This is a genomic window from Aliihoeflea aestuarii (assembly GCF_024105665.1).
GTDB lineage: Bacteria > Pseudomonadota > Alphaproteobacteria > Rhizobiales > Rhizobiaceae > Aliihoeflea > Aliihoeflea aestuarii.
Genome location: NZ_JAAAMK010000005.1, coordinates 1 through 26,561 on the forward strand (window position 1 = coordinate 1; position 26,561 = coordinate 26,561).

Annotated in this window: 23 protein-coding genes and 1 pseudogene; 10 read left to right on the top strand and 14 right to left on the bottom strand. The window is 60.9% G+C overall.

Annotated features, from left to right (window positions below; all coding sequences use genetic code 11):
- Positions 1-178 precede the first annotated feature (178 nt).
- From GTW25_RS11895 to GTW25_RS11905, 3 genes are read right to left on the bottom strand one after another with little or no spacing between them, the layout of a single operon-like run.
- Positions 179-1,363: a recombinase family protein gene (locus tag GTW25_RS11895; RefSeq protein WP_308206260.1), complete on the bottom strand. Its 1,185-nt coding sequence runs from the start codon at positions 1,361-1,363 to the stop codon at positions 179-181.
- 9 nt (positions 1,364-1,372) lie between these two features.
- Positions 1,373-1,804 (bottom strand): recombinase family protein, encoded by a 432-nt coding sequence (locus tag GTW25_RS11900; RefSeq protein WP_252912346.1) that lies wholly within the window; start codon positions 1,802-1,804, stop codon positions 1,373-1,375.
- Positions 1,805-1,816: 12 nt separating this feature from the next.
- The gene (locus GTW25_RS11905) at positions 1,817-2,011 is read right to left on the bottom strand and encodes a hypothetical protein (protein WP_252912347.1); all 195 of its coding nucleotides are present in this window, start codon (positions 2,009-2,011) and stop codon (positions 1,817-1,819) included.
- A gap of 571 nt (positions 2,012-2,582) precedes the next feature.
- Between GTW25_RS11905 and GTW25_RS11910 the strand changes: the two genes are divergently transcribed.
- On the top strand, positions 2,583-3,326 hold the full coding sequence (locus GTW25_RS11910) for a DNA methyltransferase (RefSeq protein WP_252912348.1): 744 nt from the start codon (positions 2,583-2,585) through the stop codon (positions 3,324-3,326).
- Between the two features lie 17 nt (positions 3,327-3,343).
- On the opposite strand, the gene GTW25_RS11915 is transcribed toward GTW25_RS11910, so the two are convergent.
- Positions 3,344-3,886 (bottom strand): flavin reductase family protein, encoded by a 543-nt coding sequence (locus tag GTW25_RS11915; RefSeq protein WP_252912349.1) that lies wholly within the window; start codon positions 3,884-3,886, stop codon positions 3,344-3,346.
- A gap of 845 nt (positions 3,887-4,731) precedes the next feature.
- Between GTW25_RS11915 and GTW25_RS11920 the strand changes: the two genes are divergently transcribed.
- The 7 genes and pseudogenes from GTW25_RS11920 to GTW25_RS11945 all read left to right on the top strand — a co-directional run bounded on the left by GTW25_RS11920 (position 4,732) and on the right by GTW25_RS11945 (position 10,090).
- Complete coding sequence (locus GTW25_RS11920; protein WP_252912350.1) at positions 4,732-5,136, top strand: hypothetical protein; 405 nt, start codon at positions 4,732-4,734, stop codon at positions 5,134-5,136.
- A gap of 180 nt (positions 5,137-5,316) precedes the next feature.
- The gene (locus tag GTW25_RS20700; RefSeq protein WP_372493149.1) at positions 5,317-5,730 is read left to right on the top strand and encodes a TatD family hydrolase; all 414 of its coding nucleotides are present in this window, start codon (positions 5,317-5,319) and stop codon (positions 5,728-5,730) included.
- Between the two features lie 234 nt (positions 5,731-5,964).
- A complete protein-coding gene (locus GTW25_RS11925; protein WP_252912351.1) occupies positions 5,965-7,254 on the top strand; it encodes a DNA -binding domain-containing protein in 1,290 nt (429 codons plus the stop codon).
- Positions 7,255-7,327: 73 nt separating this feature from the next.
- On the top strand, positions 7,328-7,474 hold the full coding sequence (locus GTW25_RS11930) for a hypothetical protein (RefSeq protein ID WP_252912352.1): 147 nt from the start codon (positions 7,328-7,330) through the stop codon (positions 7,472-7,474).
- Between the two features lie 408 nt (positions 7,475-7,882).
- A pseudogene (locus GTW25_RS11935) lies at positions 7,883-8,083 on the top strand (transposase); the annotation flags it as partial.
- Between the two features lie 1,006 nt (positions 8,084-9,089).
- Entirely contained in the window at positions 9,090-9,356 is a 267-nt protein-coding gene (locus tag GTW25_RS11940) for a hypothetical protein (RefSeq protein WP_252912353.1), read from the top strand.
- A 236-nt stretch (positions 9,357-9,592) separates the two neighbouring features.
- Positions 9,593-10,090: a type VI immunity family protein gene (locus GTW25_RS11945; protein ID WP_252912354.1), complete on the top strand. Its 498-nt coding sequence runs from the start codon at positions 9,593-9,595 to the stop codon at positions 10,088-10,090.
- A gap of 743 nt (positions 10,091-10,833) precedes the next feature.
- Here GTW25_RS11945 and GTW25_RS11950 read toward each other — a convergent pair.
- The 5 genes from GTW25_RS11950 to GTW25_RS11970 form a co-directional block, all read right to left on the bottom strand.
- The gene (locus tag GTW25_RS11950; RefSeq protein ID WP_252912355.1) at positions 10,834-11,631 is read right to left on the bottom strand and encodes a siderophore-interacting protein; all 798 of its coding nucleotides are present in this window, start codon (positions 11,629-11,631) and stop codon (positions 10,834-10,836) included.
- Positions 11,624-12,445, bottom strand: a complete 822-nt coding sequence (locus tag GTW25_RS11955) for an ABC transporter ATP-binding protein (protein WP_252912356.1) — start codon at positions 12,443-12,445, stop codon at positions 11,624-11,626. The genes GTW25_RS11950 and GTW25_RS11955 overlap by 8 nt, the downstream gene beginning before the upstream one ends.
- Entirely contained in the window at positions 12,442-13,416 is a 975-nt protein-coding gene (locus GTW25_RS11960; protein ID WP_372493165.1) for a FecCD family ABC transporter permease, read from the bottom strand. The genes GTW25_RS11955 and GTW25_RS11960 overlap by 4 nt, the downstream gene beginning before the upstream one ends.
- 62 nt (positions 13,417-13,478) lie before the next feature.
- A complete protein-coding gene (locus tag GTW25_RS11965) occupies positions 13,479-14,522 on the bottom strand; it encodes a FecCD family ABC transporter permease (protein ID WP_252912358.1) in 1,044 nt (347 codons plus the stop codon).
- Positions 14,519-15,526, bottom strand: coding sequence for an iron-siderophore ABC transporter substrate-binding protein (locus GTW25_RS11970; RefSeq protein WP_252912359.1), 1,008 nt, complete (start codon positions 15,524-15,526; stop codon positions 14,519-14,521). The genes GTW25_RS11965 and GTW25_RS11970 overlap by 4 nt, the downstream gene beginning before the upstream one ends.
- A gap of 278 nt (positions 15,527-15,804) precedes the next feature.
- On the opposite strand from GTW25_RS11970, the gene GTW25_RS11975 reads away from it, so the two are divergent.
- Positions 15,805-17,937 carry a TonB-dependent siderophore receptor gene (locus tag GTW25_RS11975; RefSeq protein WP_252912360.1) on the top strand — a complete coding sequence of 711 codons (2,133 nt, stop codon included), beginning with the start codon at positions 15,805-15,807 and terminating at the stop codon, positions 17,935-17,937.
- A 15-nt stretch (positions 17,938-17,952) separates the two neighbouring features.
- On the opposite strand, the gene GTW25_RS11980 is transcribed toward GTW25_RS11975, so the two are convergent.
- The 5 genes from GTW25_RS11980 to GTW25_RS12000 form a co-directional block, all read right to left on the bottom strand.
- Positions 17,953-18,846, bottom strand: coding sequence for a helix-turn-helix domain-containing protein (locus GTW25_RS11980; RefSeq protein WP_252912361.1), 894 nt, complete (start codon positions 18,844-18,846; stop codon positions 17,953-17,955).
- A 263-nt stretch (positions 18,847-19,109) separates the two neighbouring features.
- Positions 19,110-20,585: a tripartite tricarboxylate transporter permease gene (locus GTW25_RS11985; protein ID WP_252912362.1), complete on the bottom strand. Its 1,476-nt coding sequence runs from the start codon at positions 20,583-20,585 to the stop codon at positions 19,110-19,112.
- A 76-nt stretch (positions 20,586-20,661) separates the two neighbouring features.
- Positions 20,662-21,159 (bottom strand): tripartite tricarboxylate transporter TctB family protein, encoded by a 498-nt coding sequence (locus GTW25_RS11990; protein ID WP_252912363.1) that lies wholly within the window; start codon positions 21,157-21,159, stop codon positions 20,662-20,664.
- A 61-nt stretch (positions 21,160-21,220) separates the two neighbouring features.
- Positions 21,221-22,264 (bottom strand): Bug family tripartite tricarboxylate transporter substrate binding protein, encoded by a 1,044-nt coding sequence (locus tag GTW25_RS11995; RefSeq protein ID WP_252912364.1) that lies wholly within the window; start codon positions 22,262-22,264, stop codon positions 21,221-21,223.
- Between the two features lie 57 nt (positions 22,265-22,321).
- Complete coding sequence (locus GTW25_RS12000) at positions 22,322-23,509, bottom strand: pyridoxal-phosphate-dependent aminotransferase family protein (protein ID WP_252912365.1); 1,188 nt, start codon at positions 23,507-23,509, stop codon at positions 22,322-22,324.
- Positions 23,510-23,629: 120 nt separating this feature from the next.
- On the opposite strand from GTW25_RS12000, the gene GTW25_RS12005 reads away from it, so the two are divergent.
- A complete protein-coding gene (locus tag GTW25_RS12005) occupies positions 23,630-26,560 on the top strand; it encodes an FAD-binding and (Fe-S)-binding domain-containing protein (RefSeq protein ID WP_252912366.1) in 2,931 nt (976 codons plus the stop codon).
- Position 26,561 lies beyond the last annotated feature (1 nt).

Genomic DNA, 26,561 nt, shown 5'->3' on the forward strand with positions numbered 1-26,561 from the left:
GGCCACGAAGCGTAGACGTTCTTCCATCACCGAACACTCCATCCACGGCATCAACACCTCCCGGCAAAGCCGAAAAGTGTTACCCATGTGTCCGGTACAAAACGTCACCTATGTCTCGGGTCGTTCTTTGCGATACCTCCAAAGCCCCGGCTGCGGAGGTTTTTGCTTTTCTGGAGCCTCATACATCGCGGTTGTCCGCCAGCATGCCGTCGATCACCGCCATTTCCGACAGGATCGCGGGGTTCTTCCTGCCCGCCACGAAGCGCAGGATGGCCGCAAGGTCGCCGCGCAGCACGATCGCGAGCTTGTCGTCCTCGGGCACCAGCACGATCCTGTCGACCAGCGAGCGGAAGGTATCGGCGGCCCTAGCCCGGGTCTCGTCGCTCTGGAGCTGCGCATAAAGCGCCGCGATCTTGCGGTGGTAAACCTCCGCCATGTTCGGATGGAGGAGGGGAGGCGGCTCGTCCGTGTTGGCAAGAAGATCCGTCAGTTCCGCCTTACGCGTTTCCAGCTTCCCGATCTTCTCTTTGAGCCTCAGCGGCGGCACGCCGGCCAGGATGGCGTCGATCGCCTTGTCCAGGTCGCGCTCGGTCCGCTCCAGCTCCTTGCGCCAGGCCTCGATGTCCGTGCCGCGCTCGATACGCGCCCGGTTCACCTCGCGGGTGAACTCGGCGCAGAATTCCCTGAACAACTCGGGCTCCATCAGATGGGTGTTGAGCCCTGACATGACGGAACGCTCCAGCGTATCGCGCCGGATGTTGACCCGGTTGTCGCAGGTGCCCTTGTTGCGGGCGGTGGAGCACCCCAGCAGATCCTTGGAAATCATCGAATAGCCGCCGCCATAGCAGCCGCATTTGATAAGCCCGGCGAAGAGATGCTTCGGCCGTCGCCGATCATTCATGTAGTTGGTTGTCGTCTCGACGGCAGGCTCATAGGCGAGCCGCTCCTGCCGTTCCTTCACAGCATCCCAGACTTGATGCTCGACGATGCGCAACTCGGCTACGTCCTGGATGACCCACTCGCTTTCGGGGTTCGGGCGAGAGACGCGCTTCCCGGTATCAGGGCCCTTGAGATAGCGCAGCCGGTTCCAGACCAGCTTACCGATATAGAGCTCGTTGTTGAGGATGCCGGTGCCGCGCTTCGGGTTGCCGTGGATGGTGGACGGTCCCCAGTCCTTACCCTGCGGTCCGGGCACGCCTTCGCGGTTCAGGGGCATGGCGATGGCGCGGGAGGATTTGCCGGCCAGATAGACCGCGAAGATGCGGCGGACGATATCGGCCTCGGCTTCGTTGATCTTGCGCTCGCCACGGACAGCTTCGCCTGCCTCATCGAACTGCCGGATGGCATCGTAGCCGAAGCACAGCCCACCGCCCTACTTGCCGTCCTCGACACGTCCGAGCAAACCGCGCCGTGTCTTGTCGGCGAGGTCCTTGAGGTAAAGCGCTCCCATCGTGCCCTTGAGGCCGATATGGAACTCGCTGACCTCGCCTTCCGAGAGCGTGAAGATGCCGATGCCGGCAAAGCGCATGCGCTTGTAGAGACCAGCGATGTCCTCCTGGTCGCGGGAGAGCCGGTCGAGGGATTCCGTCAGGATGAGATCGAACCGGCGCCGCAAACCGTCGGCGATCAGGTCCTGGATACCGGGCCGGATGAGCGAGGCGCCGGAGATGGCGCGGTCCGAATAGCTGTCGACGATGGTCCAGCCTTCGCGCTCGGCACGCGCGCGGCAGAGCCGGAGCTGATCCTCGATCGAGGCGTCACGCTGGCTGTCGGAAGAATAGCGGGCATATAGCGCGACCTTCATGGCAGAACCTCCTCAATCGGGGAGGTGGTCGCGACGCTCGCGCTCCCATTCGGCTTCGACGAATTCCCGGGCAGCCTGACGGGCAAGCAGGCGGACCAGATCAACGATGCGCGGATCGCGCTTCGACGGATCATAGGCAGGGGAGCGGTCGGATGGTTCGAGCACCACCTGTATCCCGTCCTCTGCTGTCCGCTTCGGCCGTGCCACCTTGCCATCCTCGTCTTCGGGCGGATCGTTCCGCCGGAAGACGAGGATGGCCGGAATCGGGATGATCGGAATGCGAAATCGCGGGCATGGCGGCGGCCTTCGGGATGAAACGGCGTCCTGTGCCGCAAGGCATCGCGGCGGATCGCAAATCTCGCGGCGGCAGGAGCGTGGTGCCTCGTAAAATTACCGGAAATCGCCAAACAGCGCAGCTCTCAAAATCGCCTGTTCGCCGGAAATCGAGGGGACCTGTGGTGCCTGGATGCAGGCAATCCGCCAATTCTGACGCCAAACTTCGCTGCGCGAAACGGCGCTGATCGGAGGCGCAGAGACGGTCGGCGCGGATCCTTCCTCTCCTGCCCGATACGATCCGCGTCCATCACGTCCTCGATATGGGCTGGTCTGACCGAGAAGCGCCTACGCTGCGCTTCGTCCGGTCGGCCCCGCGACGGCTATCGCCGTCTTCCTCTTCGTTGCGGTCCCTTCGGGATGCAGAGGCCGGTCGTCCCCGGTTTATCGACCGCCATCGAGGCCGCGACAGGCGCGGCCCGGTCCAGCAAGAAGGATCACTTCGATGACGAACCTTTCCTCTTCCACTTCCGCAACACGTTCCTCCAACGCCTGGCTCGCCCGCAAGCAGGGCTTCGAGCGCACCGCCGATCTCGGCTTCACGCCCCGCAACACCATCCACCAGGGCGACTGCACAAGGCTGATGACCGGTATGGAGGCGAACTCGGTCGACCTCATCCTCACCGATCCGCCCTACATCACCCGCTACCGAGGCCGCGATGGTTGCACCGTTGCCAATGACGACAACGCCCGCTGGCTGAAGCCCGCCTTCGCCGAAATGCACCGCCTCCTCAAGCCCGGTGGTTTTGCCGTTTCCTTCTACGGCTGGAACAAGGTCGATCTCTTCGTCGAGGCCTGGAAGGCAGCGGGGTTCCGGCTCGTCGGGCATCTGGTCTTCCGCAAGCGCTATGCCTCCTCGGCCCGGTTCCTGCGCTACGAGCACGAACAGGCCTATCTCCTAGCCAAGGGCAATGTCGAGCTTCCCGCCGATCCGATCCCGGACGTGATCGACTTCCCCTATACCGGCAACAAGCTGCATCCGACGCAGAAGCCGGTGGAGGCGCTGACGCCGCTGATCCGGACCTTCTCTCAGCCCGGAGATCTCATCCTCGATCCCTTTTGCGGTTCGGGCTCGACGCTGGCAGCAGCGAAGATGCTCGGCCGCAACTATGTCGGCATCGAACTCAGCGCCAAGCACCATGAGACGGCGATGGCTCGTCTCCGGAACACGAGGAGGAGGGCGGCCTGACGGCCGCCCTTCCTGTGCTACAGCATCTCCGGCCGGAATTGCGAACGTCGGCTGATGATCTTGCCGGACACCATGAACACGCCGTCGCCGGTGTAATGCAGCGTCTCGGGATGCTTTGGCGATGGCGCGACATGCGCCTTCACCACCTCGAAGATGAAGAAGTTGTAGCGCTCGACCAGAGCATCCTCGTGCAGACGGCATTCGAAGCTGATGAGCGGCGCATCGACCTCGGAGGCTTCCTCGACCGTCAGGCCGAACTCCTCGAACTTGTCGATCTCCGCTCCGCTCGTGTTGCCGATGCCGACCACCGTGTCGGTTAGCTTGGTCGTCGGCAGGTTGATGACGCATTCCCGGCTTTCGCGGATCATGTGGTGGCTGTGGTTGCCGGTCGAGATCATCAGCCCCACGAGCGATGGAGAGAACTCCAGCACCGTATGCCAGCCCAGTGTCATGATGTTGGTCTTATCCTGCCAGCGTGATGAGACCAGCACGATCGGGCCGGGCTCCAGATAGCGGCGGACCTGGTTGACCAGAAAATCGCTCTTGTTCGTCTTCGCCATCATGGACTCCAGTGCTCATTCGTTCCGTTCCGGCTCCGTAGAACGTATCTCGCTGGCCCGTTGATCATCGTGATCATCCATTTCCGGCGTCCGAGGTTCAACTGCCGCTGCCTCGTTACCGTGTCCCCACCGGCTATGACGAGCATGGCTGCCTGCCCGGACTCTCACAGGAATCAAGGACGCCAGATCCACGGTGCCCTCCAAGGGCTATCGGTTTGACCGAAGACTGACGCTGGCGGGTCGATGGTGCAGCTGTGGTGGACGCTCGATCGTTATCGAGATGTTCAAGCAGTGGAGGCAGCCGCGCGGACCGCCGGACGCAATGGCGACGAACCGGGAGACCTCTCCATGACCCGGCATGGCCTACTCCATTCTTCAGCCGCAGGCGCCCAGCCGCCGGCAACGGATCGACGCATGTCCATGGTGATCAAAGATGTCGAAGGGGTCACGTCCGGTTCCTCAACGAGCCGACAATATCGCGTGGCAGAAAGACGAAGCAGCCCGTGCGCATCCATCGCGGTGTCTTCCTGCGGCGGTCACGCTATCGCCGACACCAGACGAAAATCGAAATTCCTGTAGCTATCGACTGTAGCCCGCGGGTTCCTGTATGAGAGGCCTTCGTACGCCTCACGGCATCCGAAGCCTTTCACCTTTCTCGCCGTTCGAAGTGCTAGGGGCTGAGCTCGAAACCGGACATTCGTTCAGGTTGCACTTGCTGATCCAACGATGGAAATGGATAGTCCTCAACCATTTGCGAAGCTGAGCTTATCCCAACAGTCCTTGCGGCTGCAGCTGCCGTGAAAATCGGATCCGGACTATGGGTGTCTCCGCAGGTCGTTGCGACCTTGCTCGCGCTTGTCGGCGTGATCGTCGGCCTGGTCGCTCCCGACATCGTTATGGCAATTTATCTGGTGCGGCAGAAGCGCGCCCACGAGCTTGCTGACAGGAAAGAATCCGAGGGCAAGCAGCATCATGACTTGGTGCGCCTCTATTCGGATCCACTCAAGGACGCGGCGACGAGCCTGAGACATCGGCTCAAGGAGATCGTCGAGCAGAAGCAAGCCCCCTATTTGCTCGCCGACGCACCCGGCATTCCCTTCCTCGACTATAAGCGGATCAGCACCCTGTACCGGATCGCTGCCGTTCTGGGCTGGATCCGGGCGATCCGGCGCGAGCGCAGCTATCTCGATCCGCAACAGGCATCACCCTCATCTGGCCGAACAGCGCCAAGGCGAGCTGCTGCTGTTTGAGGCGCTTCTATCGGAGATACGCTATGTCGGTGAAATTGGTCTCGACGCTGGACCGCGTCACTTTCGCTCCATGCCGACGCAGGAGGCCGTGTTCCGGAAAATCCTGACCATGTGCGCCGCGAGTGGCGGCAAGATTCTATCAGTTCACAGGTGAGGACCGCCGGCCGTGTTCTCGATTACATGAACGACTGCTTGCCACATGATCGCGGGAGGGTGGTCCTTCACTGGTTCAGCGGCTCAATTGCCGAAGCTCGTCGTGCGGTGCAGGCGGGCTGTTATTTTTCGGTAAACCAGGCGATGCTGGAACGAACGCGCGGGCGCGAGATTGTCGCCCAACTACCTATAGATCGTATCCTGACTGAGACAGATGGACCATTTGTCGATGTAAGAGGGCGACCGATCACCCCAGGCGAAGTTTTTAGAACGATTGAAACTCTTGCGGCCGTTCGGGAACTAACGATCAATGATATGGCGGACAGGGTCGTTCGGAACTGGATCGATCTGGTCTCATACCTGTGCACAGATGGCCTTGGCGAGTGCGCCCACTGCGGATCCGTTCGGCCGCAGCATATGCCGTATTCGGACTTCTTCTAAATTCGAACGCAAAGCGCCCGCTGCAACAAAATGTGCCTTAATAGTGGATGATCAGGTTTCGGCCCCAAAAACCGGGTGTTGGTCCCAATGAGTCCTTGGGGGATCGGAACCCCGATCTGCATACACCCGCAGCGCGGTCTTTTAGGCAGATGGCGTGCGGTCCACGGCAGATGTTGAATGCTTGGTAACGCTATGGGAGATAACGGATGGAGGAATGCATTCCCTGGATAAGTAATGACCAAGACGGATATCTCCATCCTGAAATGCTGGCGATCGGCGGTCGCCGACAGTGCCATCGGAGACGCTTGCCTGACGAGCAAGATGCTTGAGGGGTTTCACGGCCTGTCGCACGCTGAAGCGGAGACGGGCGTTCTTGGGCAAGAGGCCGTCGACTTCCTATTTGACAAGGTGCCCGAGCACGTGCGGCGCATCGCGGTCAGCTACCGCCCTCTCCATGTGCGCCGGCAGAGCCGGCATGCAAGATCGCGTGGTGATGGCCTCCCGCTCGACGTCACTCCGGTCGTGACCGAAGCGCAGGTTGCACGCGAGGGCCACATCATTCCTAGCCAGAGCGTCATTGCGCGGGATATCCTCGATCCGCTTGCGCGTGGCGCGTTTTCGGTCGGACGCGTCGCGGATCTCGACAGCTTTCTGACAGCTCATCCCTTCGCGGTCAAAGAAGAAGATCCGGATCTCTGGCAGAACTATCAGGCCCACTGGCAACGGATGATGGCTGAAGTCGGCGGCAACTGGCCAGCTTCGGATCCAGAATACCAGATCGTCGGCCATGGGCTGATACGACCTGCGACCGAGGTGGCCGCAACAGTTAAGCAGATTCTCGACTTGAGCGACACCCTGATCCAGGAAGCGCCGGAGAGCCCGCTTCTCGCGAATTTCGCACGCAGGGCGCCCTGCGCGATCGAACCCGCACGCCAAGCCCCTTTACCGCTGGCAGAACGTCTCGGCCATTCCAACGACGAATTCCCCGTCGCCGACCATCAGCGCGAAGTCCTTGCACATCTCGCGGTGGCGCGGGATGGCGACATTCTGGCCGTGAACGGCCCTCCGGGCACCGGAAAGACGACGATGCTTCTGTCGGCAATCGCGGGCGAATGGGTGCCCTCGCGCGCCGCAGTGGTCATTCCGCTCGACGAATTCTTCTTCTGGCGTATTCGGAGCACGGCGCGTCTGAGGCGCCTGATTGACGGAAAGCACTCCGGTCCCCCGCCGCCGGAGCAGCGGCTTTCTCGTTTCCAGCTTTATCGCGCGACTCTCATGCTGCGTGCCTGGGACGGCGTTGCCTCCGGCGCCTCGCGGCAGGCCATCGCCAGTATTCTCCTGAACAGGGACGTCCAGACTCTCCGAGCAATTGACTGGAAAAACGCTCCTGAAAGGCGGCGCCTCGCCCGCATTCTCGGTGATGCCCGCAAACGCATCGAAGGCGGGTTACCTGCATTTGCTGGCGCCGCCGAAATCCCGCCGACGGATAGTCGGCAGGCTCGGCTGATCCCTTCCATTCACTAACACGACCTGCCTTGTCCTCCCGCCTCACCGCGGGCTTCGACCCGCGTTCTTACTCCCGTGAGCGCCATGCCGCATGGCTGAAACGCCGGAGCATCGCGCCATGATGCGCGTGCTCGACCTCTTCAGCGCCGCCGCTGGCGGCTGGTCGCTCAGGCTGCATCGCGCCGGCTTCGTCACCGTCGCCGCCTGCGAGATCGTCGAATGGCGGCGCATCCTCTAGTCGGAGAACTTTCCCCATGTCCGCCTCTACGAGGATATCCGCGACCTCACCGCAACTCGACTTGTTTCCGACCATGGAGGACGCGACCTGCATGTTGATCCATTGGATGCCGAGTTATTGCATCGTGCAGCACCGGAGGCGTCATTGGTAACGTTTCCGAATATGAATCATATCCTCAGAAACGTGCATTCCGAAAAGATGGCGACAATATAGTGACTTACGGCGATCCCGCCCTGGCATTGACCCCCGGTCTTACCGCCATCGTCAATTATGTTCGATCTGCCGATTAACGCATGTCCTACTGCCAGCAACCGATAACGGACTTAGTTTCCAAGCCGAGGCCTGGCCTGCCCCCTGGAAAGTGGTCCTCGCTGAAGTAGGCTATTTGCCTTTGGAGAGGACGTTGGAATGCCCCGGAAGAAGCACAAGCCTGACGAGATCGTCGCGAAGCTGCGGCAGGTCGATGTTTTGTTGTCGCAAGGCCGATCGGTTGGCGAAGCGGTTCGCGCGATCGGCGTGACGCCGCTCACCTATTATCGCTGGCGCAAGGAGTTTGGTGGCCTGAAGGGCGGTCAGGTGAAGCGGCTGAAAGAGCTCGACAACGGAAACGCCGCCTTCGCCCATCTGGCGGGCGGCGTATATGACGACGATCAGGATGGCTACGGTCGGATGGCGCGCCTGGCATCGTTCACGCGCGGTGATGACGTGCTTCTCATGTTTGCGAGCTTCGATTACGTGGATTACCCCCGACACGAAGGCATGCTGGCCCGTTTCTTCGGCTCGCTTTCACTGAATGACGCCGGCACTCCGCAGGAGGCGCTGCTTGAAGTTGCGGCCAGCGGTGGCGAGACATTCCTTGCACCGTCGGATTGGTCCGTGGATGAACTGGACATGTCGGACGAACCTGCGACCGCTTCGGATTACATGCTCACGAACGGTACGGATGAATATCCGAACGTCCTCGTGATGCTGCGCCCGATCGACCTTGAAGGGGGACGGGAGCTGGGGATGCAAATGATTTCCGAGTTCACCGCACAGATCGAGCAAAGCTCGCAGGCCGCATTTGCCGGGGGCCCGAAGATGGAGACCTATAATTCCGATACCGGCACGGCGACTGCGCATTCATATGCGCGAGGCTGGGATATGGAGGCCGGAGCACATCTGGTCAGCGAATTCTATATCCGGGAGAATGCCGGTCCTGATTCCGTGTCGATAATCGGGCTGAACTCGTTCGATGTGCGTCGCAACATTGATTCGTTCGACGAGAAGGCGCGGGACGTCATCTTCAAAAGCTGGGTAACAGGTGCGTCAGCCGATGCCGCGGCGCACATTTCGCTTCGGGAAGGTAGTGCACAGTTCCTCGAAGCACTCGATGTGCGTAAGCTTGGTCGATAACACCCGCTTGCCACGTTATCGAAATCGACGAGTCAACCGGCTTGCTTGAAATCCGTAGTGGCAAGGCGCACGCCGCCGCTGATCGGACCGCCCAGCCTTTTGCAACAGTTTCAGCCGAGGCCGGCGTGCCGGGGCATTGCGTGAATAGAGTTCGAGCAAAAGCAGACCATGCGCGCCCGACCCAGCGCCATTGATCAAGTTGCAGGATGGATAGATGTCGATGAAGAAAATTCCCGATGGCCTTTCCAACCTCTCCGAACTCGACGAACTGGCCTGCTCCTACGACGGCAAACGTGCTGATCTTCTCTTCGGGCACGGCATAAGCCTGATGTTCGAACATGGCCATACGACATCCGTGCGCCAGGGCGCGCTGGATGCGATGGCTGACTACTACGCGACGTTCCGCGATCACATCAATTTCTACTTCCCCTATGGCGCGCGACGACCGCAACCGGATCGGCGACGTAGACGTCGTTGCATATCTTGAAAACCACATGCGGACGCTTCCCGCCGACGATGGGGTAAAAATGGATATGAACGTCCAGTTCGCGGCCGAGATATTCGGCTTGCAGACGAAAGGATATCGCGGCGACGCCACACACACTGGTTCTGCACCTTCACCTGTAACCCTCCACATGCGCGCTGGTCGGGATGGGAATGCTTTCTGCCCGCCTCGTGGCCCGAGGAGATCGGCTACGAGACCTACATCGCCAAGGTCGTGAAATGGTGCGACATGACGCGACCCGCACACGGTACGGCAGGCCTGTCCGTCTCGTCGATACCGACGCGCTGCTGAAGACCGACGGGAGTTTGCCGTTCGGTGCCATCAGGCGCTATGCTGGTCTCGATTACCCTCACCACAGCCGCTGGCGTGCATTCGTGCGCCGTGCCGGAGGCGATCACATCCGCACGATCAACTGGCTCACGATCCTCGATGGACGGCGCGCCGAGATTCTGGGCGGCATCGACGCCATCAGGGCGGAACTTGGAGAAAACTGTCCCATTCATGCATTCGACGGAGGTATCGTGATCCAGGCGGGTGAAAGACCGGCAATCGCGGACGTCAATCGCAATGCCGTTCCGCCCGAATACAAGGCTGTCTCGCGCCTCACACGCGAGTTGCGCTATGAAAGGTTCACCGGAAATAACGGTCTCCTCAAGGTTACCTGGCCGCTTGACAGTGTGACCGAGACCTTGAAGTGGCTGGCGCGCTTCGATTGATGGGAGGCCGACATCCGTTTTCCCAACATAGGGCGGCGACCTTATGATCGGCCTATTGGGTGGGCTATCTTGTGAACGATTGGGCGGTTCGCTCGAAATTGGAGAGTAGCGCCACCTCCTCCTCGCCAGCCTCATAGCGAAACGGGTTGCGCGAATGCGCGGCGGCCGGTGTGCACGGCGCGAGCGACAACGAGGATAGCGAGGGTGATCAAAGGGAATGGGATGCAGACTGTCTGCTTTTGGCACCACTGATCGACAGCGGACCCTGGAACGAGCCGTGACGACACGACTATTAACGAACTCGACCGGCATCTCGTCGCGATAGGGCAAAGCCTTCATCAGGCGCGGGATGGCTCTGCAAGCTTTGTCGAGGGACCGATCGCGGAACTGCGCGATGATACGATTCCCTTGGATGTAACGTCAGCGGGCTGCTTGAACGATACGATCCGATCATCGGGTGATCGATTCCGACTACTTGTTCGTCGCTATGCGTGCGGGCGATGAAATCCCGATCGTTTGCCGCGGATCGTCAAAGACTGCAGTTTTTGACCACGCGGGGACACGATTTCCGTCCGGCCCCGACGCCACCTTGTACGGCAACCCAAACCGAAGGTCACTACTTCGCCCTTTCCGTTTCGACACTGGAAAGGACGCGACTTATGGCGCTGCGCCCGGCGCTATCGTGAAGTTTATAACAAACCGACGACGGTTCGGCATCTCAATCAATTGAGCGACAAATAGTTCTATCGGCTCCAGTACCATGCGACATACATGTCTTCGGGTCGATGTTCGCGCTTCTTCAGAGTAGCGCGCAGTTCGCGCACGTCGTTCTTTTCGCACGCGACCCAGATGAATGTGGTGTTGTCGGCCGCTGCAACGAGCTTTCGAGCTGCGTTGATCAGAACCCTTTTTTCACCCGCCTGATACTTTCGGCGGTGTAGCCACTCGACATTCAAAAGCCCTCTTGTCGGCAAAGGCTGCTCCTCGGTCTCGTCGAAGACCTCGATGACACCCGACATCCGCGTTCCGGCCGGAACCTCGGCAGCAATGCGGGCGATGGCGGGCAGGGCGGTTTCGTCGCCGACGAAGAAGATCGAGCGTGATTGAGGAAGGTGCCCGCTGCCGGGGCCAAGCAGCGCGACCTGTTCGCCCACGCCCACGTCGCGCGCGAAATCGGCTCCCGGCGTTGCGACGCCGCAGGCCGTGTGCTGGAGAAAGTCGATCCACAACTCGCCGCGCGCTTCGTCCACGGCGCGGATCGTATAGGCGCGCAGAAGGATTTCGTCCTCGCCCTTCGGCCATTTGAGGCTGCCATTTTCGCCAGCCTCGGGCCAGACGGGATAGCGTCCCCGTTGAGGCAGGAGAAGGCGTACATGCATCTCGCCGCCGATGAAGGGGGCGACATTGGCGCAGGCGAATTTCACCCGCAGCATCAGCGGCGTCACCAGTTCCTTTGAAACGACCGTGACGAGATGGACATTGGCGGGCAGGATCGGCGCCTGTCGTGCCGGCTTTTCGAGGACGGAGTGGCAGCTATTCATGAAGGGTGACTCTTTCGGCAGACATGCGGTGACGCCCGATCGGGATCATCATCGGGCGGTGCGAAACCGGGTCGAGGATGACGCGGCTGTCGATGCTGAAGACATGCTGCACGTTCTCGCGCGTCAGCACCTCTTGCGGCGACCCGAACGCGTGCACCCGTCCTTCGCTCATCGCGACCAGATGATCTGCGTAACGCGCGGCAAGGTTGAGGTCGTGAAGCACCATGACGACGGTCGTTCCGCGCACATGGTTGAGATCGGTCAGAAGGTCCAGCACCTCGACCTGATGGCAGATGTCGAGAAAGGTCGTCGGCTCATCCAGCAGGAGGATTTCGGTCTGTTGTGCGAGCGCCATGGCGATCCAGACGCGCTGGCGCTGGCCGCCGGACAGTTCGTCGACCGGGCGTTCCGACAGGTCCTCGATCCGTGTCGCGGCCAGAGCCTGATCGACGGCTTCGTCGTCGGCTCGCGTCCATCGGGAAAACAGGCCCTGATGCGGGTGGCGACCCCGGCTGACGAGGTCGGCGACGGTGATGCCTTCCGGCGCGCTCGACGATTGAGGCAGAAGGCCGAGCGTGCGGGCAAGGCGCTTGGACGGCATTTGATGGATCGATTTCCCGTCAAGCAGTACGCTGCCGCCGCGCGGCGAAATCAGTCGCGACATGGCGCGCAGCAATGTCGACTTGCCACAGGCATTCGCGCCGACGATGGCCGTGATCTTGCCGGGCGGTACCTGAAGATCGAGCGCGTGCAGGATGTCGGCGCCGTCGTAGCCGACCGAAAGACCGCTGGCGCTCAGCGAATGCGATATCACAACGAACCTCCGCTTCGGTTGGCCCGAACGATGAGGAAAAGCAGATAGGGAGCGCCGAGCACGCCGGTCACCACGCCGACCGGGAAGCGGGACGGCAGGAGAAACTGGCCGGCATAGTCGCCCGCCAGAACAAGGACCGCGCCGACCAGTCCGGCGGGAAGCAGCAGCGATCCGCTGTTGCCGACGATGCGCGCGGCGATCGGCCCTGACAGGAACGCGACGAAAGCGATCGGTCCGGTCACGGCGGTCGCGCACGCGATCAGCCCGACGGCCGCGACGATGATGATCATCCGGGTCCGTCCGACGCGCACGCCGAGCCCCGCCGCCATGTCGTCGCCGAGGCGCAGCGCTTCCAGATCGCGCGCGCGGCTGAACAGCAAGCCGCCGAAGATGCACAAGGCCAGAAGAAGCGGCAGCGCCTGTCCCAATTGCGCGCCGTTGACGCTACCGGTCAGCCACCGCATCGCCTCCTGCAAGGTCCATGCGGGTGCCTGCGACAAGACATAGGCGACAATGCTCTCAAGCATGGCCGAGACGGCGATGCCGACCAGAATGAGCCGTGTGCCCGCCACGCCGCCGCGCGAGGCAAGGCCGTAGATGAGGAGAGCGACCCCCAGTCCTGCCGCAACCGCGATAAGGGAAACCGCAGGCCCGCGCAGCGACAGGATGACGATCGCGAAGACGGCGGCGGCACTTGCGCCCGAACTTATGCCGATGATGTCGGGGCTGGCGAGCGGATTGCGCAGCATGACCTGAAAGGCGACGCCGCCAAGGCCGAAGCACAGCCCGGCCAGCACGGCGACCAGCGCACGCGGCAATCGCAACTGGCCCACGGTGAACGTGGCTCCGGCAACATCTTCACCGAGCAGCACGCGCACGACGTCGCCCAGCGGCGTGTAGGATTGGCCGAGCGCCAGTGTCAGCGCGAACAAAGCAAGCACGAGCGTCGCCATGACGGCGATGATGGTCACGCGCCGGTTGGCCCGGCGGCGACGCGCCGGCGCGACGGCATGGAAAATCGGTTCAACGGTCGTCACAGTTCTCGCACCCGCTGCCGCCTGACGATCCAGATGAAGAATGGCGCGCCTACGAATGCGGTGACGATGCCGACTTCCAGTTCGCCCGGCCGGGCGATGATGCGCCCGAAGACATCCGCCAAAAGGAGAAGGCAACCGCCCGCCAGTGTCGAGAAAGGCAGGAGCCAGCGATGGTCGACGCCGACGAAAAGACGACACAGATGCGGTACGACGAGACCGACGAAACCGATCGGCCCGCATACCGCAGTGATGCCGCCGCACAGGAAGACCGCGCCGAGCGAGGCGACGGCGCGGGCCAGCGCGACGCTTTCGCCAAGTCCGGCCGCGAGCTCGTCGCCGAGCGCCAGCGAATTCAGCTTGCGGGCCGAGACGAGCGACAGCGCGGCTCCGACCGCGAGGAAGGGCAGAACCGGCCAGATCTGGTCGAAGGTTGCGCCGCCGACCCCGCCGATCTGCCAGGAGCGGATGCCACCGGCGATATCGCTGCGCGGCAGGACGACCGCGACGACCATGGATGAAAATGCGACCGAAGTCGCCGCGCCGGCCAGCGCCAGCTTGAGCGGTGTCGCGCCGCCGCGTCCCATGGAGCCGATCGTGTAGACGAAGACTGCCGCGCAACCCGCTCCGAAAATCGCGGTCCAGATATAGGCTTGCGCCGAAACGATGCCGAACCATGCCACACCGACGACGACGGCGAGCGATGCACCCATGTTCACGCCGAAAATGCCGGGATCGGCGAGCGGATTGCGCGTGACGCCCTGCATCACCGCTCCTGAAAGACCGAGCGCAGCTCCGGCAAGAAGCGCGAGAAGCGTTCGCGGAATGCGCACCGCGACTGCAGCCTGCTCGACCCCGTCGAGCCGACCGCCAAGCGCGGCGAAAATGTCGGCCCAGGCGACGGACCGCGATCCGATGGAAACCGACAGCCCGCACAGGAGAACGAGCAATAACGTTACGGCCGCCAGCCACAAGCTTCGGCTGCGGGCTGTGCGCCGCGCCGAGAACCGCCACGGCGACGGGGACGTGGCCGAAGCGATCATTCGGCGTTCTGGGCGGATTTTCCGGCTGCTTCGCCGAGCCGGTCCGCATAGTCGCGCAAGACCCATGAGATCGACAGCGGCGTCGGATTCGCAGCGGTTCCGGCGGGGCCGCGATCGAGCATGACCAGCGCGCCGTTTGCGACGGCCGGCATTCGCGAGGTGAGGGGATTGGCTGCCAACTGCTTGAGAAGCTTGTCGTCGCCATAGGTCACGACGATATCGACATCGTCGAAGGCGTCGATCCGCTCGGCGCTGACGGAGCCGGAGAAACGGCCCGGCGTCGATGCGGCCAACACGCTCGACGGCGCGCTCAGGCCCAGATCGGCGAAAAAGCGCACGCGCGTATCGCTGGTCGTGTAGAAATTGATGGTGCTCAGATCCGTCTCGTTCAGATGCGTGATGAACATGGCAGACTTGCCCTTGAGCGCCGGCCTCTCGGCCACGACCTCTGCGATATCGGCCTCGATGCCGGCAATCAGGGTCTCGCCTTCGGCAGACATTCCAAGGCCGGCGCTGTTGAGCCGGATCATCTCCCGCCAGTCGGTCGACCACGGCGCATCCGGATAGGCGATCACCGGCGCGATCTGGCTCAGCGTATCGTATTCGGCCTGGGTCAGGCCGGAATAGGCGGCCAGGATCACGTCGGGGTTCGTGGCCGCGACTGCCTCAAGATCGATGCCGTCGCCTTCGTCGAAGAGAACCGGGCGTTCGGCCCCAAGTTCCTCCAGTTTTTCGGCGACCCACGGCAACAGCCCATCGCCGTCGTCGTCGCCGAAATTGGCGCGGGCGAAGCCGACCGGAACGATTCCGAGCGCCAAAGGAACTTCATGGTTCGCCCAGGCCACGGTGGCGACGCGTTCGGGTTTGCGCTCGATGACCGTGGTGCCCAGACCATGCTCGATCGTGATCGGGTACGAGATGACGTTCTGTAGCTGATCGGCGTTGGCGACCTGTACGCCCAGACAGGACAAAATGGACAGGGCGACGAAAAACGATCGCAGCATCGGGACGAACTCCACAGGTCGGCAATAAGTGGACTGTCACTGTCAGGTTAATCGCATGGCGTCAATTCCGCCAGGCCCGCCAGCCGGCGACGGATCGCTCTTTACCGGAGGATTCTACAAACCCGCAAAAACGTACAATACTTGATTGGAATGCTCAAGTTAAGGCATGGCATCGGCCGGGACGGCTCAGGCGCATGAAGTGAATGCCTTGGCGTCCGAGCCTGGTCCTGTTTACGCCATCGGCCGCTTAGCCGCCCTGAATCTGGAATTTAAGAACAATGACTTTCGCGCGCATGAACTTTGTCAGCCGGCCCTTCCTGCGGCACCGGGCGGTGGTTTTGTTGGGATGCACGGCATTTGCCGCGCTCGTGCCGACAGCCCTTCTCGCGCAGAGTGACGGCGCTGCGGGAGGTACGACCAACCTCGACGCGCTTGTCGTCCAGGGCGGCGACTTTCTGGACATCGACTACGACTCCCAGTCGATCGTCGCGCAGCGCACGACCGGCGGCAGCCGCATGGTGACGGACATTCTCGACACGCCCGCCTCCGTATCGGTCATCACCTCGAAGGAAATCCAGGAACGCGGCGCGCAGAATGTCGAGGAAGTGCTGCAATATACGCCCGGTGTCTTCACCGGCTTCTATGGCAGCGACGACCGGTTCGACTTCTTCAAGATTCGCGGTTTCGACGCGCATGCCTATCGCGACGGGTTGCCGATCGGACGCCCGTTCGGCGGTGTCCGCGAGGAAGCCTACGCCTTCGAGCGGGTCGAGGTGCTGAAAGGCGCGAATTCCACGGTGTTCGGGGTGTCCGACCCCGGCGGCTCGGTGAACTACGTGACCAAACGTCCGCGCAGCGAGCGGTTCGGCGAGGGCTATATCACCGGCGGCTCCTACAACCGCAAGGAAGTCGGGTTCGACTTCGGCGACAACATCACCGAGGACGACACGCTGTCCTTCCGGCTCACCGGCAAGTTCAAGGATGCCGACGCCGAATATGATTATTCGCGCGACGACGAGAAATTCATCATGGGCGGCCTGACTTGGCGGCCGACCGTCGACACCAATGTCACCGTCGTTTTCGATCACCTCAATCGCGATGGCGTTCCGGGCAGCGGTGGGCACCCAAGCGGCACCGACTTTCCCCGCAGCCGGTTCTTCGGCGAGCCGGATTACAATTACCGCGGCACGGATCGAAACACGTTGACGGTGATGGTCGACCATGATTTCGGCTCTGGCCTGACTTTCGGCTCCAACGCCCGCTACAGCAAGACCAATACCGATTTCGGCTATGCCTATATCGCGTCCACGCCGACGGATGGAACGACGATTGCCGACCGCTCCTTCTTCGGCAACGACACGTCGACGGAAAACTTCGTCATGGACGCGTATCTCCAGTACGATCGCAGCTTCGGCACTGTCGACAGCCGCACGCTGGTCGGCGCGCTCTACAATGATTTCGCGTCGGACAACGATACGTTCTTCGGACCGGCTCCCGGTATCGACTGGACCAATCCGGTCTATACCGGAGCGCCCTCATCGGTTCCCCTCCTCACCAGCACGCGCACCGATCAGAAGACCAGGGCGATCTATCTCCAGCAGGAACTGACCTTCGCCGAGAGGTTCATCGCGACGGTCGGCCTGCGAAACGACTGGATCGATACAGAGCGCACCAACAAGATCACATCCGCCGTGGATACGGGGGAGATCAGCGAGTTCACGAGCCGCGCCGGCCTCACCTACAAGGTCACGGACGAAATCTCGACCTATGCGAGCTACGCGGAATCGGTCGTGCCGGCATCCGGGCTCACGGTCGAGCCGGAGCGGGGCAAGCAGTACGAACTGGGCGTCAAATACCAGCCCCTCGCATTCCCCGCGCTGTTTACGGCGTCCATCTACGATCTGACGAAGCAGAACATCACGGTCACCGACCCGGTGACACAGCTTCCCTCGACGATCGGCGAAGTGCGCGTGCGCGGCCTCGATCTGGAGGCCAAGGCCGAGATCGATGCCAATTGGAGCCTGACGGCCGGCTATTCCTATCTGGATGCCGAGATCGTGGAGAACGGGACCGGCGGCAACGAGGGCAACCGGCCGCAATTCATCCCCGAGCACATGGCATCGCTTTGGGTCAACTATCTGCTGCCGGGCAATGGCATGCGAGGGGACATGAATTTCGGCGTGGGTGCGCGCTACACCGGCTCCTACTTCTTCAACGCCGCCAACACCATGTCGACCGGGAGCAGCATCGTCGTGGATGCGGCCCTTTCTTATGCGGTCAACGAAAACACCAGTCTCGCGGTCAATGTCAGCAACCTCTTCAACGAGAAGCATATCGACTATGGCGGCTTCGGTGCGGATTTCTACAATCCGGGACGCGCCGTTTCGGCGACCCTGCGCCACACCTGGTAGGCAAGCGAGAAGCCGTCAATTCGCCTGTTGCAATCGCCGCCAGGCGGCAGGCGTGTGCCCGACGATCTGGCGAAAAACCTTCGTCAGATGCGCCTGATCGGAAAATCCCAGATGCGCGGCGACATCGGCAACGGGAAGGCTGCTTTCCAAAAGCATCTTTTGAGCCAGATCGATACGGCGGCCAAGCTGCCATTGAAGCGGCGTCTTGCCGGTCGTCTGCTTGAAAGCATTGGAAAACCAGCTTTCAGAAAGCCCCACCGTCGCCGCCATCTCGGCAACCGACAGGCGGTATCCGCCAAGCCCGTCGATACGCGCGTTCAGCTTGTTCATCTGCGCCAGCGTGAGTCCGGCGTTGTCGGGTGATACCGTTTCCTTCGGGATGTCCAGCAAACCCGCAACAATGCTGCCGACGAGGCTTTCGGCATAAAGGCCGTGCCGCGACGGATGGTCGACTTCGCCGACGAGAAGCTGCGCCAGTGTTTCGACCGCATCGGCGTCCTGCATTTCCACAGGTTGGCGCAATGCCGCAAGCGCCGCCGACGCTCCAAGCGACGGTACCAGATACCGCAGCAAGCGATCTTTATGGATATGCAGATTGAGATGCGAGAATTTGTGAGTCGATCGGCTGTTCGTCCATAAAGGAACCCCTGCCGGCACATAGACTGCGCGGGTCATCGGGCGATATGAGGTTACGAAGTTGCCGTCCAGGTTGGACATTCGGATGTAGGGCGAGACGTCACTGAAGAAAATCATGATGCGCGGATCGTCGGCCAGATAGTAGCCTTTGGCGCCCTGCGCACTTTCGGCCTGCCAGAACGCGCCCACGATGCCGTCCAGCACCCGCCATCGGACCGGTGACACCACCTGGATTCCTTCGGTGTGCCAGGTCATCGAATGCCAGAAGCTCAATCAGGTACTCCGCCTGCCTTTGCGTTGGCAATTGGCACCCGCCACCGCACTTTGTCGGTCTGCACTACCCTACTTCAAACATGATTACAATTATCATGTTTTAAATTCGTAGATGCTTTGGTTTCGGTTGGCGAATGTGCGTCTGAAGGAATGGTCCTGCTGGCACAAAGGTTTTGAGCGCGAATGGCAAAAGCCAGAGATCAACGGGAATTTGCTGCTGGTAAAAACTTCCCCGGAGGCTTTCCGCCTCCGGGGAAGTCGCATCACGCCCGGACAGGCTCGGCGTTTTCGTCAGATGGAGGATCGTTCGGTGGGGTGGAGCGAAACTGTCCCCAGAACCCGTAGAGCAACGAGGCAAAGCTGATGATCAGAAGGGTGAGGGTGATCGGCCGCGACGCGAATGCCCACAGATCGTAATCGGTCAGGATAAGTCCCTGGCGAAGGCTGACCTCGACGATCGGTCCTAGAACCAGCCCGATGATGAAGGCCGCCACAGGAAAGCCGACCCGTTTCAGGAGCAACCCTACCGCGCCGAAGGCGAGCATCACGGCGACTTCCACCATGTTGTTGTTGAGTGCGAAAACCCCGCTGACACACAGAACGACGATGGCTGCACCGACGACGGGATAGGGCACGCGCAGTATGATCGCAAAGTAGCGCGCAGCTCTGAGGCCGAAAAACAGCATCACGACATTGGCGAGCATCATGCCGATGAAGACCGAGTAGACCAGGTCTGCATTGTTCTGCACCAGCATCGGGCCGGGTATGATCCCGTGGATCGTCAGGCCGCCGATCATGACGGCCGTCGTGGCGCTTCCCGGAATTCCGAGCGCGAGCAACGGGATCATCGATCCGCCGACGGCGGCACTGTTGGCGCATTCGGGAGCGGCGATGCCGTCGGGCGTACCGGTCCCGAATTTCTTCGGATTGCGCGACCATCGCACCGCTTCGGAATAGCTGATGAATGCGGCTGTCGTTGCGCCGACACCCGGCAGAACGCCGATTACCGTTCCGATAAAGGAAGATCGCAGGAGCGTTATCCGGGTCTGGATGAACTCGCGAATGCTCGGCAGATCGGTGGAAACGTTCGTGATGACCTCTTGCTTCTTCATTCCCTGTCCATAGCGATGCGCCACTTCGGACAATGCGAAGATGCCGATAATTGCGGGGACGAAGCCGATGCCGGTCAAAAGCAGCATGTTGCCGAACGTGTAGCGGGCAACCCCGGTCAGCGGATCCATCCCGACCGTTGCGACGGCAAGTCCAAGAAGACCTGCGATCAAGCCCTTGAGCACCGAGCCGCCGCCGATCGAAGCAATCGCTGTAATCCCGAGAACCGCCAGAGCAAAATATTCCGAGGGGCCGAAAGTGAGCGCGAGCTTTGCCAGCGGCGGGGTGAGGAACATGAGGGCCAGCGTTCCCACGATCCCCCCGATGGCGGACGCCGCCAGAGCAAAGCCGAGAGCCTTGCCGGCTTGGCCCTTTTGCGCCATTGGATACCCGTCGAGCGCCGTACATGCGGCTTCGGGAGAGCCGGGCGTGTTGAAGAGGATCGCGGAAATGGCGCCCCCAAAAGTCGCGCCGACATAAACGCCGCCCAGAAGAAGCATGCCTTCGATCGGATCGAATGCGAATGTGAACGGGATGAGCAACGCGACACCGACGATGCCCGTCAACCCCGGAACCGCGCCAAAGGCGATTCCCCACAAAAGGCTGAATAAAATCAGCACAAATGTCATTGGATTTCCGAACATATAACCGAGCGCGGAAAGATACGCGTCAAGCATTTGATGGTACTCCGTCGATCGATTGGGCTCAGAACAGCATTTCGCTGAAGCTGTAGAAAATCCCCGTGCCTCTCGGTAGCGACATGCCCAGGCCCCATGAAAAGGCCATTCCAACGGTGAGCGTGAAGATCGGTGAAAAGAGGAGTTTGAGCTTAATACTGCCTTGCGGCAGGATGAACGGAACGACCCAGAGGAAAATCATCGTCGAGATCGTAAAGCCGAGAATCTGGATCGTGAAATAATAGAATAGAACCATACCGCAGGTCAGGCCGAGCCGGATTGCGTAGCCAGGATCGATTCCGTCTCTTGCTTCCTCAGTGTATGACCGGCGCAACTCCACCAGCTTGAGGATGAGATGGGCGGCCGTAAGCAAGATGAGCGCACCGAAAATTATCTTGGGCCACAGATCGCTGTCGACCATTGCGTATCGTGTGGAAGCAGGGAACCGGTCGGCGATCGTCCAAAAAACGATCGATCCTATCAGCAATCCCGCAGTGACGACGATCTCACTGACTTTGTTGAGCATTGAGCTACCTCCGAAAAAGGTACGGCCACGGTCACCGGAGTGTCGTCGTGGCCGTTAAACTTCAGTTGGCGTAGCCCATCTGGCGCATCACCGATGTGTAAGTTTCCAATTCCTGTTCGATGAAGGCTTCGAACTCGTCAGGGCCCAGGATTTCAGAACGGTATTGAAGTGCGCTTTCCTCCTCGACACGGCGGTAGTTGTCAGTTTCGCTGGCTGCTCTGAGGAGTTCGAAAAGCTGCTGCACGACGGCGTCGTCGGTATCGCGTCGAACCGCGATGCCCCGCCAGCGTCCAAGCGTGACGTCGTAGCCCAGTTCCTGTGCCGTCGGTACATCCGGCAACACCGGCAACCGCTCATTCGAGAAAACGACCAGAGGGCGCAAATCTTCGGCTTCGATCAGCCCCCGCACGATGCCATACTCCTCGAACATCATGTCGATGTGCCCGCCGAGCGTATTCGAAACCATCTCGGCCGCGGCGAATGGGATCGAAGTGAGTTCAGCGCCCGACTCGGCGTTCCACACGCCGATAACGGCATCGTCGAATCCGGCCGCTCCGGTAACGGCGACCTTGATGTCTCCGGGAGCGGCACGGGCCGCTTCGATCACGTCTTCGATGGATTGATACGGACTGTCCGCCGCAACGAGCAACAATGCCTGATCGTACTGGATGCGGGCCACCGGCCGGAAATCAGACAAATCCAGTCGGCCGAGCGCCTGGTTGATCACGTCATCGGGGCTGTAGGAATAAAGGTTATATCCCGTGGCCGGACGCTGCATGAAGTTGACCGCTGCTGGCAGGCCTCCGCCGCCCTGAATCGAGATCGGGATCATCGATCTGCCGGTCGCGGCCTGAAATGACTCGCCGATCGCGCGGATGAACCGGTCGGCCCCGCCGCCCGGACCGAACGCGTGAATAACCTCCACCGTGCGTGTGGGATAGGTCTGTGCGGTGGCCGGCATGGTTGACGCGATGGCAACCCCGATACCAAGTCCGGCTGCGGCAAGAGTGCCTTGCAGACGCGCTGTTATGGATGCAGGCATTTCGATTTCCTCCCTTGGATAAATGTCGGCTGAAGTTGAGTTGAGTTGAGGCGGGGCGGTCATCATTCCTCAAGGATGACCGTTCCGGGGGTCCGACCGCGTGCGGTCGGACCTGCTTTATTATTCGGCCGCTTCGGCGAATATTGGTGTTTCAAGCTCCTCGAGCGCTGCTTCGACGCCGCCCTTGCGATGAGGAACACCCGCCTTGCGCAGACCAAGTTCCACGCCGGTCAGCGTGCCGGCGAGCGTCAGGTCGTTGAAGTCACCGAGATGACCGATGCGGAACACGCGGTCGGCGACCTTCGAAAGGCCGTTGCCGAGCGAGATATCGTAATGCTGGAGAGCGGTGGCCCGGAACCTGTCCGCGCTGTGGCCTTCGGGCATGAGCACGGCTGTCAGTACGCCGCTTTCCTGCCCCTGCTGACGGCACAGCACTTCCAGCCCCCATTCGCGCACGGCAGCGCGCGTGGCGGCACCGTGGCGTTGATGGCGTGCAAACACGTTATCGAGTCCCTCTTCGTGCAACAGACGCAGGGCTTCTATGAGGCCGAACAACATGTTGGTTGCGGGCGTATAGGGGAAATACCCGGTTTTGTTGATCTCCGTCATCTCACGCCAGTCCCAGTATGAGCGGGGCATGCCGCCGGTTCTGGAAATCTCCAAAGCTTTCGCGCTGATCGCGTTGAACGACAGGCCGGGTGGCAGCATCAGCCCTTTCTGGGAACCGGAGATGGCGACATCCACACCCCATTCGTCGAAGCGAAAATCGATCGACGCCAATCCGGAAATCGTATCCACCATGAGAAGCGCCGGGTGACCTGCGGCGTCGATCGCCCTGCGGACTTCCGCGATGGGTGAAACCGAGCCCGTCGACGTCTCGTTGTGGACGACACACACCGCTTTGATTTCATGAGCCTTGTCAGCGCGCAGATACGATTCGATCTGTTCGGGGTCCGCGCCGCCGCGCCAGTCGCCCTTGATGAATTCCGCGCGAATGCCGAGCTTGCTCGCCATCTTTTTCCATAGAGAGGCGAAGTGACCGGTTTCGTACATCAACACCCGATCGCCGGCCTGGAGCACGTTTACGAGCGCAGCTTCCCATGCGCCCGTTCCAGACGCCGGGTAGATGACCACGTCCTGCCTGGTCTTGAAAATCGACTTCATGCCTTCCAGCGCGGCATGGCCTATCCGTTCGAATTTTGGTCCGCGGTGATCGATCGTCTGCGCGGAGATCGCCCGCAAAACGCTGTCAGGAACCGGGCTCGGGCCCGGAATTTGCAGAAAATGGCGCCCTGCGCGGTGTGACATCTCTCGCTCCCTTGTAGATGGCCGAAGAATGCAATTCAAAGATTTGCATTTTTCATTTTGCATTATGTATTCATTTCGACTAGCGATGTGTCAACACCAAATTTCGCATGAGGAGAGAGCATGCTGGACGTGACACTCGAGCAGAGGCTGCGCAGGGATTTTTCTGGCGAGGTGATGTTTGATGCCTTCAGCCGCGGCCGCTATTCAACCGACGCCTCCTTTTATCAAATCATGCCGACCGGCGTGGCCATGCCCCGCAGCAAGGATGACGTGGAGGTCGCGCTGGACGCTGCAACGCGCGCGGGCGTGACGATAACGGGACGAGGTGGCGGGACGTCCCAATGCGGGCAGACCGTCAATGCCGGGCTGATCCTCGACAATTCGCGCCATTTTAACCGCGTGCTCGAACTGGATATCGACAACCGCCGAGCGGTCGTGGAGCCCGGGATCGTGCTCGACGATCTGAACAGGCTGCTCAAACAGCACGGGCTTTGGTTCCCGGTCGACGTTTCGACCGCGTCGCGCGCCACGATCGGCGGCATGAGCGCCAACAATTCGTGCGGTGGCCGGTCACTGCGCTATGGGACGATGCGCCATAACGTGATGTCGATCGAGGCGGTCATGGCGGATGGATCGACGCGCCATTTCGGTCCCGTAGACGCCGCTCGGGCTGGAAACGCCGATCCGCTTCTCGACGAAATGCTGGCGCTCGGTGGCCAGCATGCAGGACTGATCGACCAGCGCTTTCCAAAGCTGAACCGGAGGGTAGGCGGTTACAATATCGACGCTCTCGTGCCGAATGCGGAGCCGGTGAACCTTGCCCATTTGCTGGTTGGCTCGGAGGGAACGCTCGCTTATTTCACCAAGATCGAGCTGAAACTGTGGCCGCTGGTCGGTCGGCGCGTGCTTGGAGTGTGTCATTTTCCCACATTCTATCAGGCAATGGACGCGACCCAGCATCTGGTGAAACTCGATCCGCTTTCGGTCGAACTCGTCGATGCGACCATGATCGAGCTTTCGCGCCAGATCCCCATGTATCGGACGACGATCGAGCAATTCGTCGAAGGAACCCCCGAAGCTTTGCTGCTGGTCGAATTCGACGAAGGCTCTGATGCGGCAAATGCCGAAAAACTGCGCCTGCTGGAAGAGAAGATGGGCGATCTCGGCTTCTCGATGGACGGGCAGGCCAGCAGATGGGGTGGCGTCGTCACAGTGACGGATCAACAACTCCAGACGCAGATCGCGGAGGTGCGCAAGTCGGGCCTCAACATCATGATGTCGATGAAGCAGGAGGGCAAGCCGGTCTCATTCGTCGAGGATTGCGCCGTCGAGTTGCCTGATCTGGCGGAATATACGCGTGAACTCACCGACGTTTTCGAAAAGCACGGAACCAAAGGCACATGGTACGCCCATGCGTCGGTCGGCTGCCTTCATGTGCGGCCCGTGCTCAATCTCAAGCTGGATCAGGACGTGAAGCGCATGCGGGCGATCGCCGAGGAGGCGTTCGCATTGGTGGCAAAGTACAAAGGCTCGCATTCGGGCGAACATGGCGACGGCATCGTCCGCTCCGAGTTCCATGAGCGTATGTTCGGACCTGAGGTCACTGACCTGTTCCGCAAGGTCAAGCAGCGTTTCGATCCGATGACGCGCTTCAATCCGGGCAAAATCGTCGATGCGCCGAAAATGGACGATCGGTCGCTGTTCCGCTTTCAGCCCGATTACGCGGCCAAACCGCCCAAGACGCATTTCGACTGGTCGGCCTGGTCCGGCGCCGGCGGCGGCTTTCAGGGCGCCATAGAGATGTGCAACAACAATGGCGCCTGCCGCAAACTTGCCGGCGGAACCATGTGTCCATCCTATCGCGCCACGCGCAACGAACGCGATCTGACGCGCGGGCGGGCAAATACATTGCGCCTTGCGATTTCGGGGCAGTTGGGCGAAGGGGCGTTCACGTCCGACGCCATGGCTGAGACCATGAAGCTTTGCGTTTCCTGCAAAGGATGCAAGCGCGAATGTCCCACGGGCGTCGACATGGCCAAGATGAAGATCGAAGTTCTGGCAGCGCGGGCTGCCGAAAAGGGACTGACATTTCACGACAGGCTCGTGGCGCATCTGCCCGACTACGCGCCATTCGCTTCGAAAATCCCGTGGGCGATCAATCTGCGCAATCGTCTCCCCATGCCCCTGAAACGCCTGCTTGAGCGTCCCACTGGCTTTTCCGCGAACCGTGATCTTCCGCACTGGTCTTCCAAGCCCTTCCGCAATTGCGAAGTCGATACGCGGGAAGGCGAAGCCGACGTGGTTCTGTTTCCCGATACGTTCAATCGCTATTTCGAGCCTGAAAACATCCGCGCCACGATCCGCGTATTGGAGGCCGGCGGGCGCAAGGTGACCATAGCGAGCGCACCGAAAGGCCGGCCTCTCGACAGTGGCCGGACCTATCTTTCGGTCGGGTTGATGGACAAGGCTCGCGCGGAAGCCGAACGGCTGGTGGCGGCGCTGCTTCCTCATGTTTGCGCGGGACGCAAGATCGTGGGCATCGAGCCATCATGCCTTTTGACGCTCCGCGACGAAATTCCTTCCCTCATTCCCGGCGAGCATACGAAAGCCATCGCGGCTTCCGCACGAATGCTCGAAGAATTTATTGCCGAGGAAACCGAGGCCGGCAGATTCCGTCTGAACCTGAAGCCCGCAGGGGCGAAGATTCTTCTTCATGGTCATTGCCACCAGAAGGCTTTCGACGTCGTGCCTGCCATCCGGAAAACATTGGCACTTGTTCCCAAGACGGATATTGAATTGATCGAAACGAGTTGCTGTGGAATGGCCGGCTCGTTTGGGTACGGCGTCGAGACCGAAAGCGTATCCAGGCAGATGGGCGAGTTGAGCTTGTTTCCCGCAATTCGGGCGCGAGGCGACAAGACGATCATCGTCGCTGACGGCACCTCGTGCCGGCACCAGATCGCCGATGGCACGCAACGGAACGCAATTCATGTGGCGCGGCTTCTTGAACTGTGCCTCGATGAAACTGCTGCGGAGACATCGGCAAAATGAA

What these genes read in the sequence shown, in the direction of transcription:
- GTW25_RS11900 (WP_252912346.1), bottom strand. Translation starts at nt 1,804, where the DNA reads ATGAAGGTCGCGCTATATGCCCGCTATTCTTCCGACAGCCAGCGTGAC.
- GTW25_RS11910 (WP_252912348.1), top strand. Translation starts at nt 2,583, where the DNA reads ATGACGAACCTTTCCTCTTCCACTTCCGCAACACGTTCCTCCAACGCC.
- GTW25_RS11915 (WP_252912349.1), bottom strand. Translation starts at nt 3,886, where the DNA reads ATGGCGAAGACGAACAAGAGCGATTTTCTGGTCAACCAGGTCCGCCGC.
- GTW25_RS20700 (WP_372493149.1), top strand. Translation starts at nt 5,317, where the DNA reads ATGAACGACTGCTTGCCACATGATCGCGGGAGGGTGGTCCTTCACTGG.
- GTW25_RS11925 (WP_252912351.1), top strand. Translation starts at nt 5,965, where the DNA reads ATGACCAAGACGGATATCTCCATCCTGAAATGCTGGCGATCGGCGGTC.
- GTW25_RS11930 (WP_252912352.1), top strand. Translation starts at nt 7,328, where the DNA reads ATGGCTGAAACGCCGGAGCATCGCGCCATGATGCGCGTGCTCGACCTC.
- GTW25_RS11940 (WP_252912353.1), top strand. Translation starts at nt 9,090, where the DNA reads ATGAAGAAAATTCCCGATGGCCTTTCCAACCTCTCCGAACTCGACGAA.
- GTW25_RS11945 (WP_252912354.1), top strand. Translation starts at nt 9,593, where the DNA reads ATGGTGCGACATGACGCGACCCGCACACGGTACGGCAGGCCTGTCCGT.
- GTW25_RS11950 (WP_252912355.1), bottom strand. Translation starts at nt 11,631, where the DNA reads ATGAATAGCTGCCACTCCGTCCTCGAAAAGCCGGCACGACAGGCGCCG.
- GTW25_RS11965 (WP_252912358.1), bottom strand. Translation starts at nt 14,522, where the DNA reads ATGATCGCTTCGGCCACGTCCCCGTCGCCGTGGCGGTTCTCGGCGCGG.
- GTW25_RS11970 (WP_252912359.1), bottom strand. Translation starts at nt 15,526, where the DNA reads ATGCTGCGATCGTTTTTCGTCGCCCTGTCCATTTTGTCCTGTCTGGGC.
- GTW25_RS11975 (WP_252912360.1), top strand. Translation starts at nt 15,805, where the DNA reads ATGACTTTCGCGCGCATGAACTTTGTCAGCCGGCCCTTCCTGCGGCAC.
- GTW25_RS11985 (WP_252912362.1), bottom strand. Translation starts at nt 20,585, where the DNA reads ATGACATTTGTGCTGATTTTATTCAGCCTTTTGTGGGGAATCGCCTTT.
- GTW25_RS11990 (WP_252912363.1), bottom strand. Translation starts at nt 21,159, where the DNA reads ATGCTCAACAAAGTCAGTGAGATCGTCGTCACTGCGGGATTGCTGATA.
- GTW25_RS11995 (WP_252912364.1), bottom strand. Translation starts at nt 22,264, where the DNA reads ATGACCGCCCCGCCTCAACTCAACTCAACTTCAGCCGACATTTATCCA.
- GTW25_RS12000 (WP_252912365.1), bottom strand. Translation starts at nt 23,509, where the DNA reads ATGTCACACCGCGCAGGGCGCCATTTTCTGCAAATTCCGGGCCCGAGC.
- GTW25_RS12005 (WP_252912366.1), top strand. Translation starts at nt 23,630, where the DNA reads ATGCTGGACGTGACACTCGAGCAGAGGCTGCGCAGGGATTTTTCTGGC.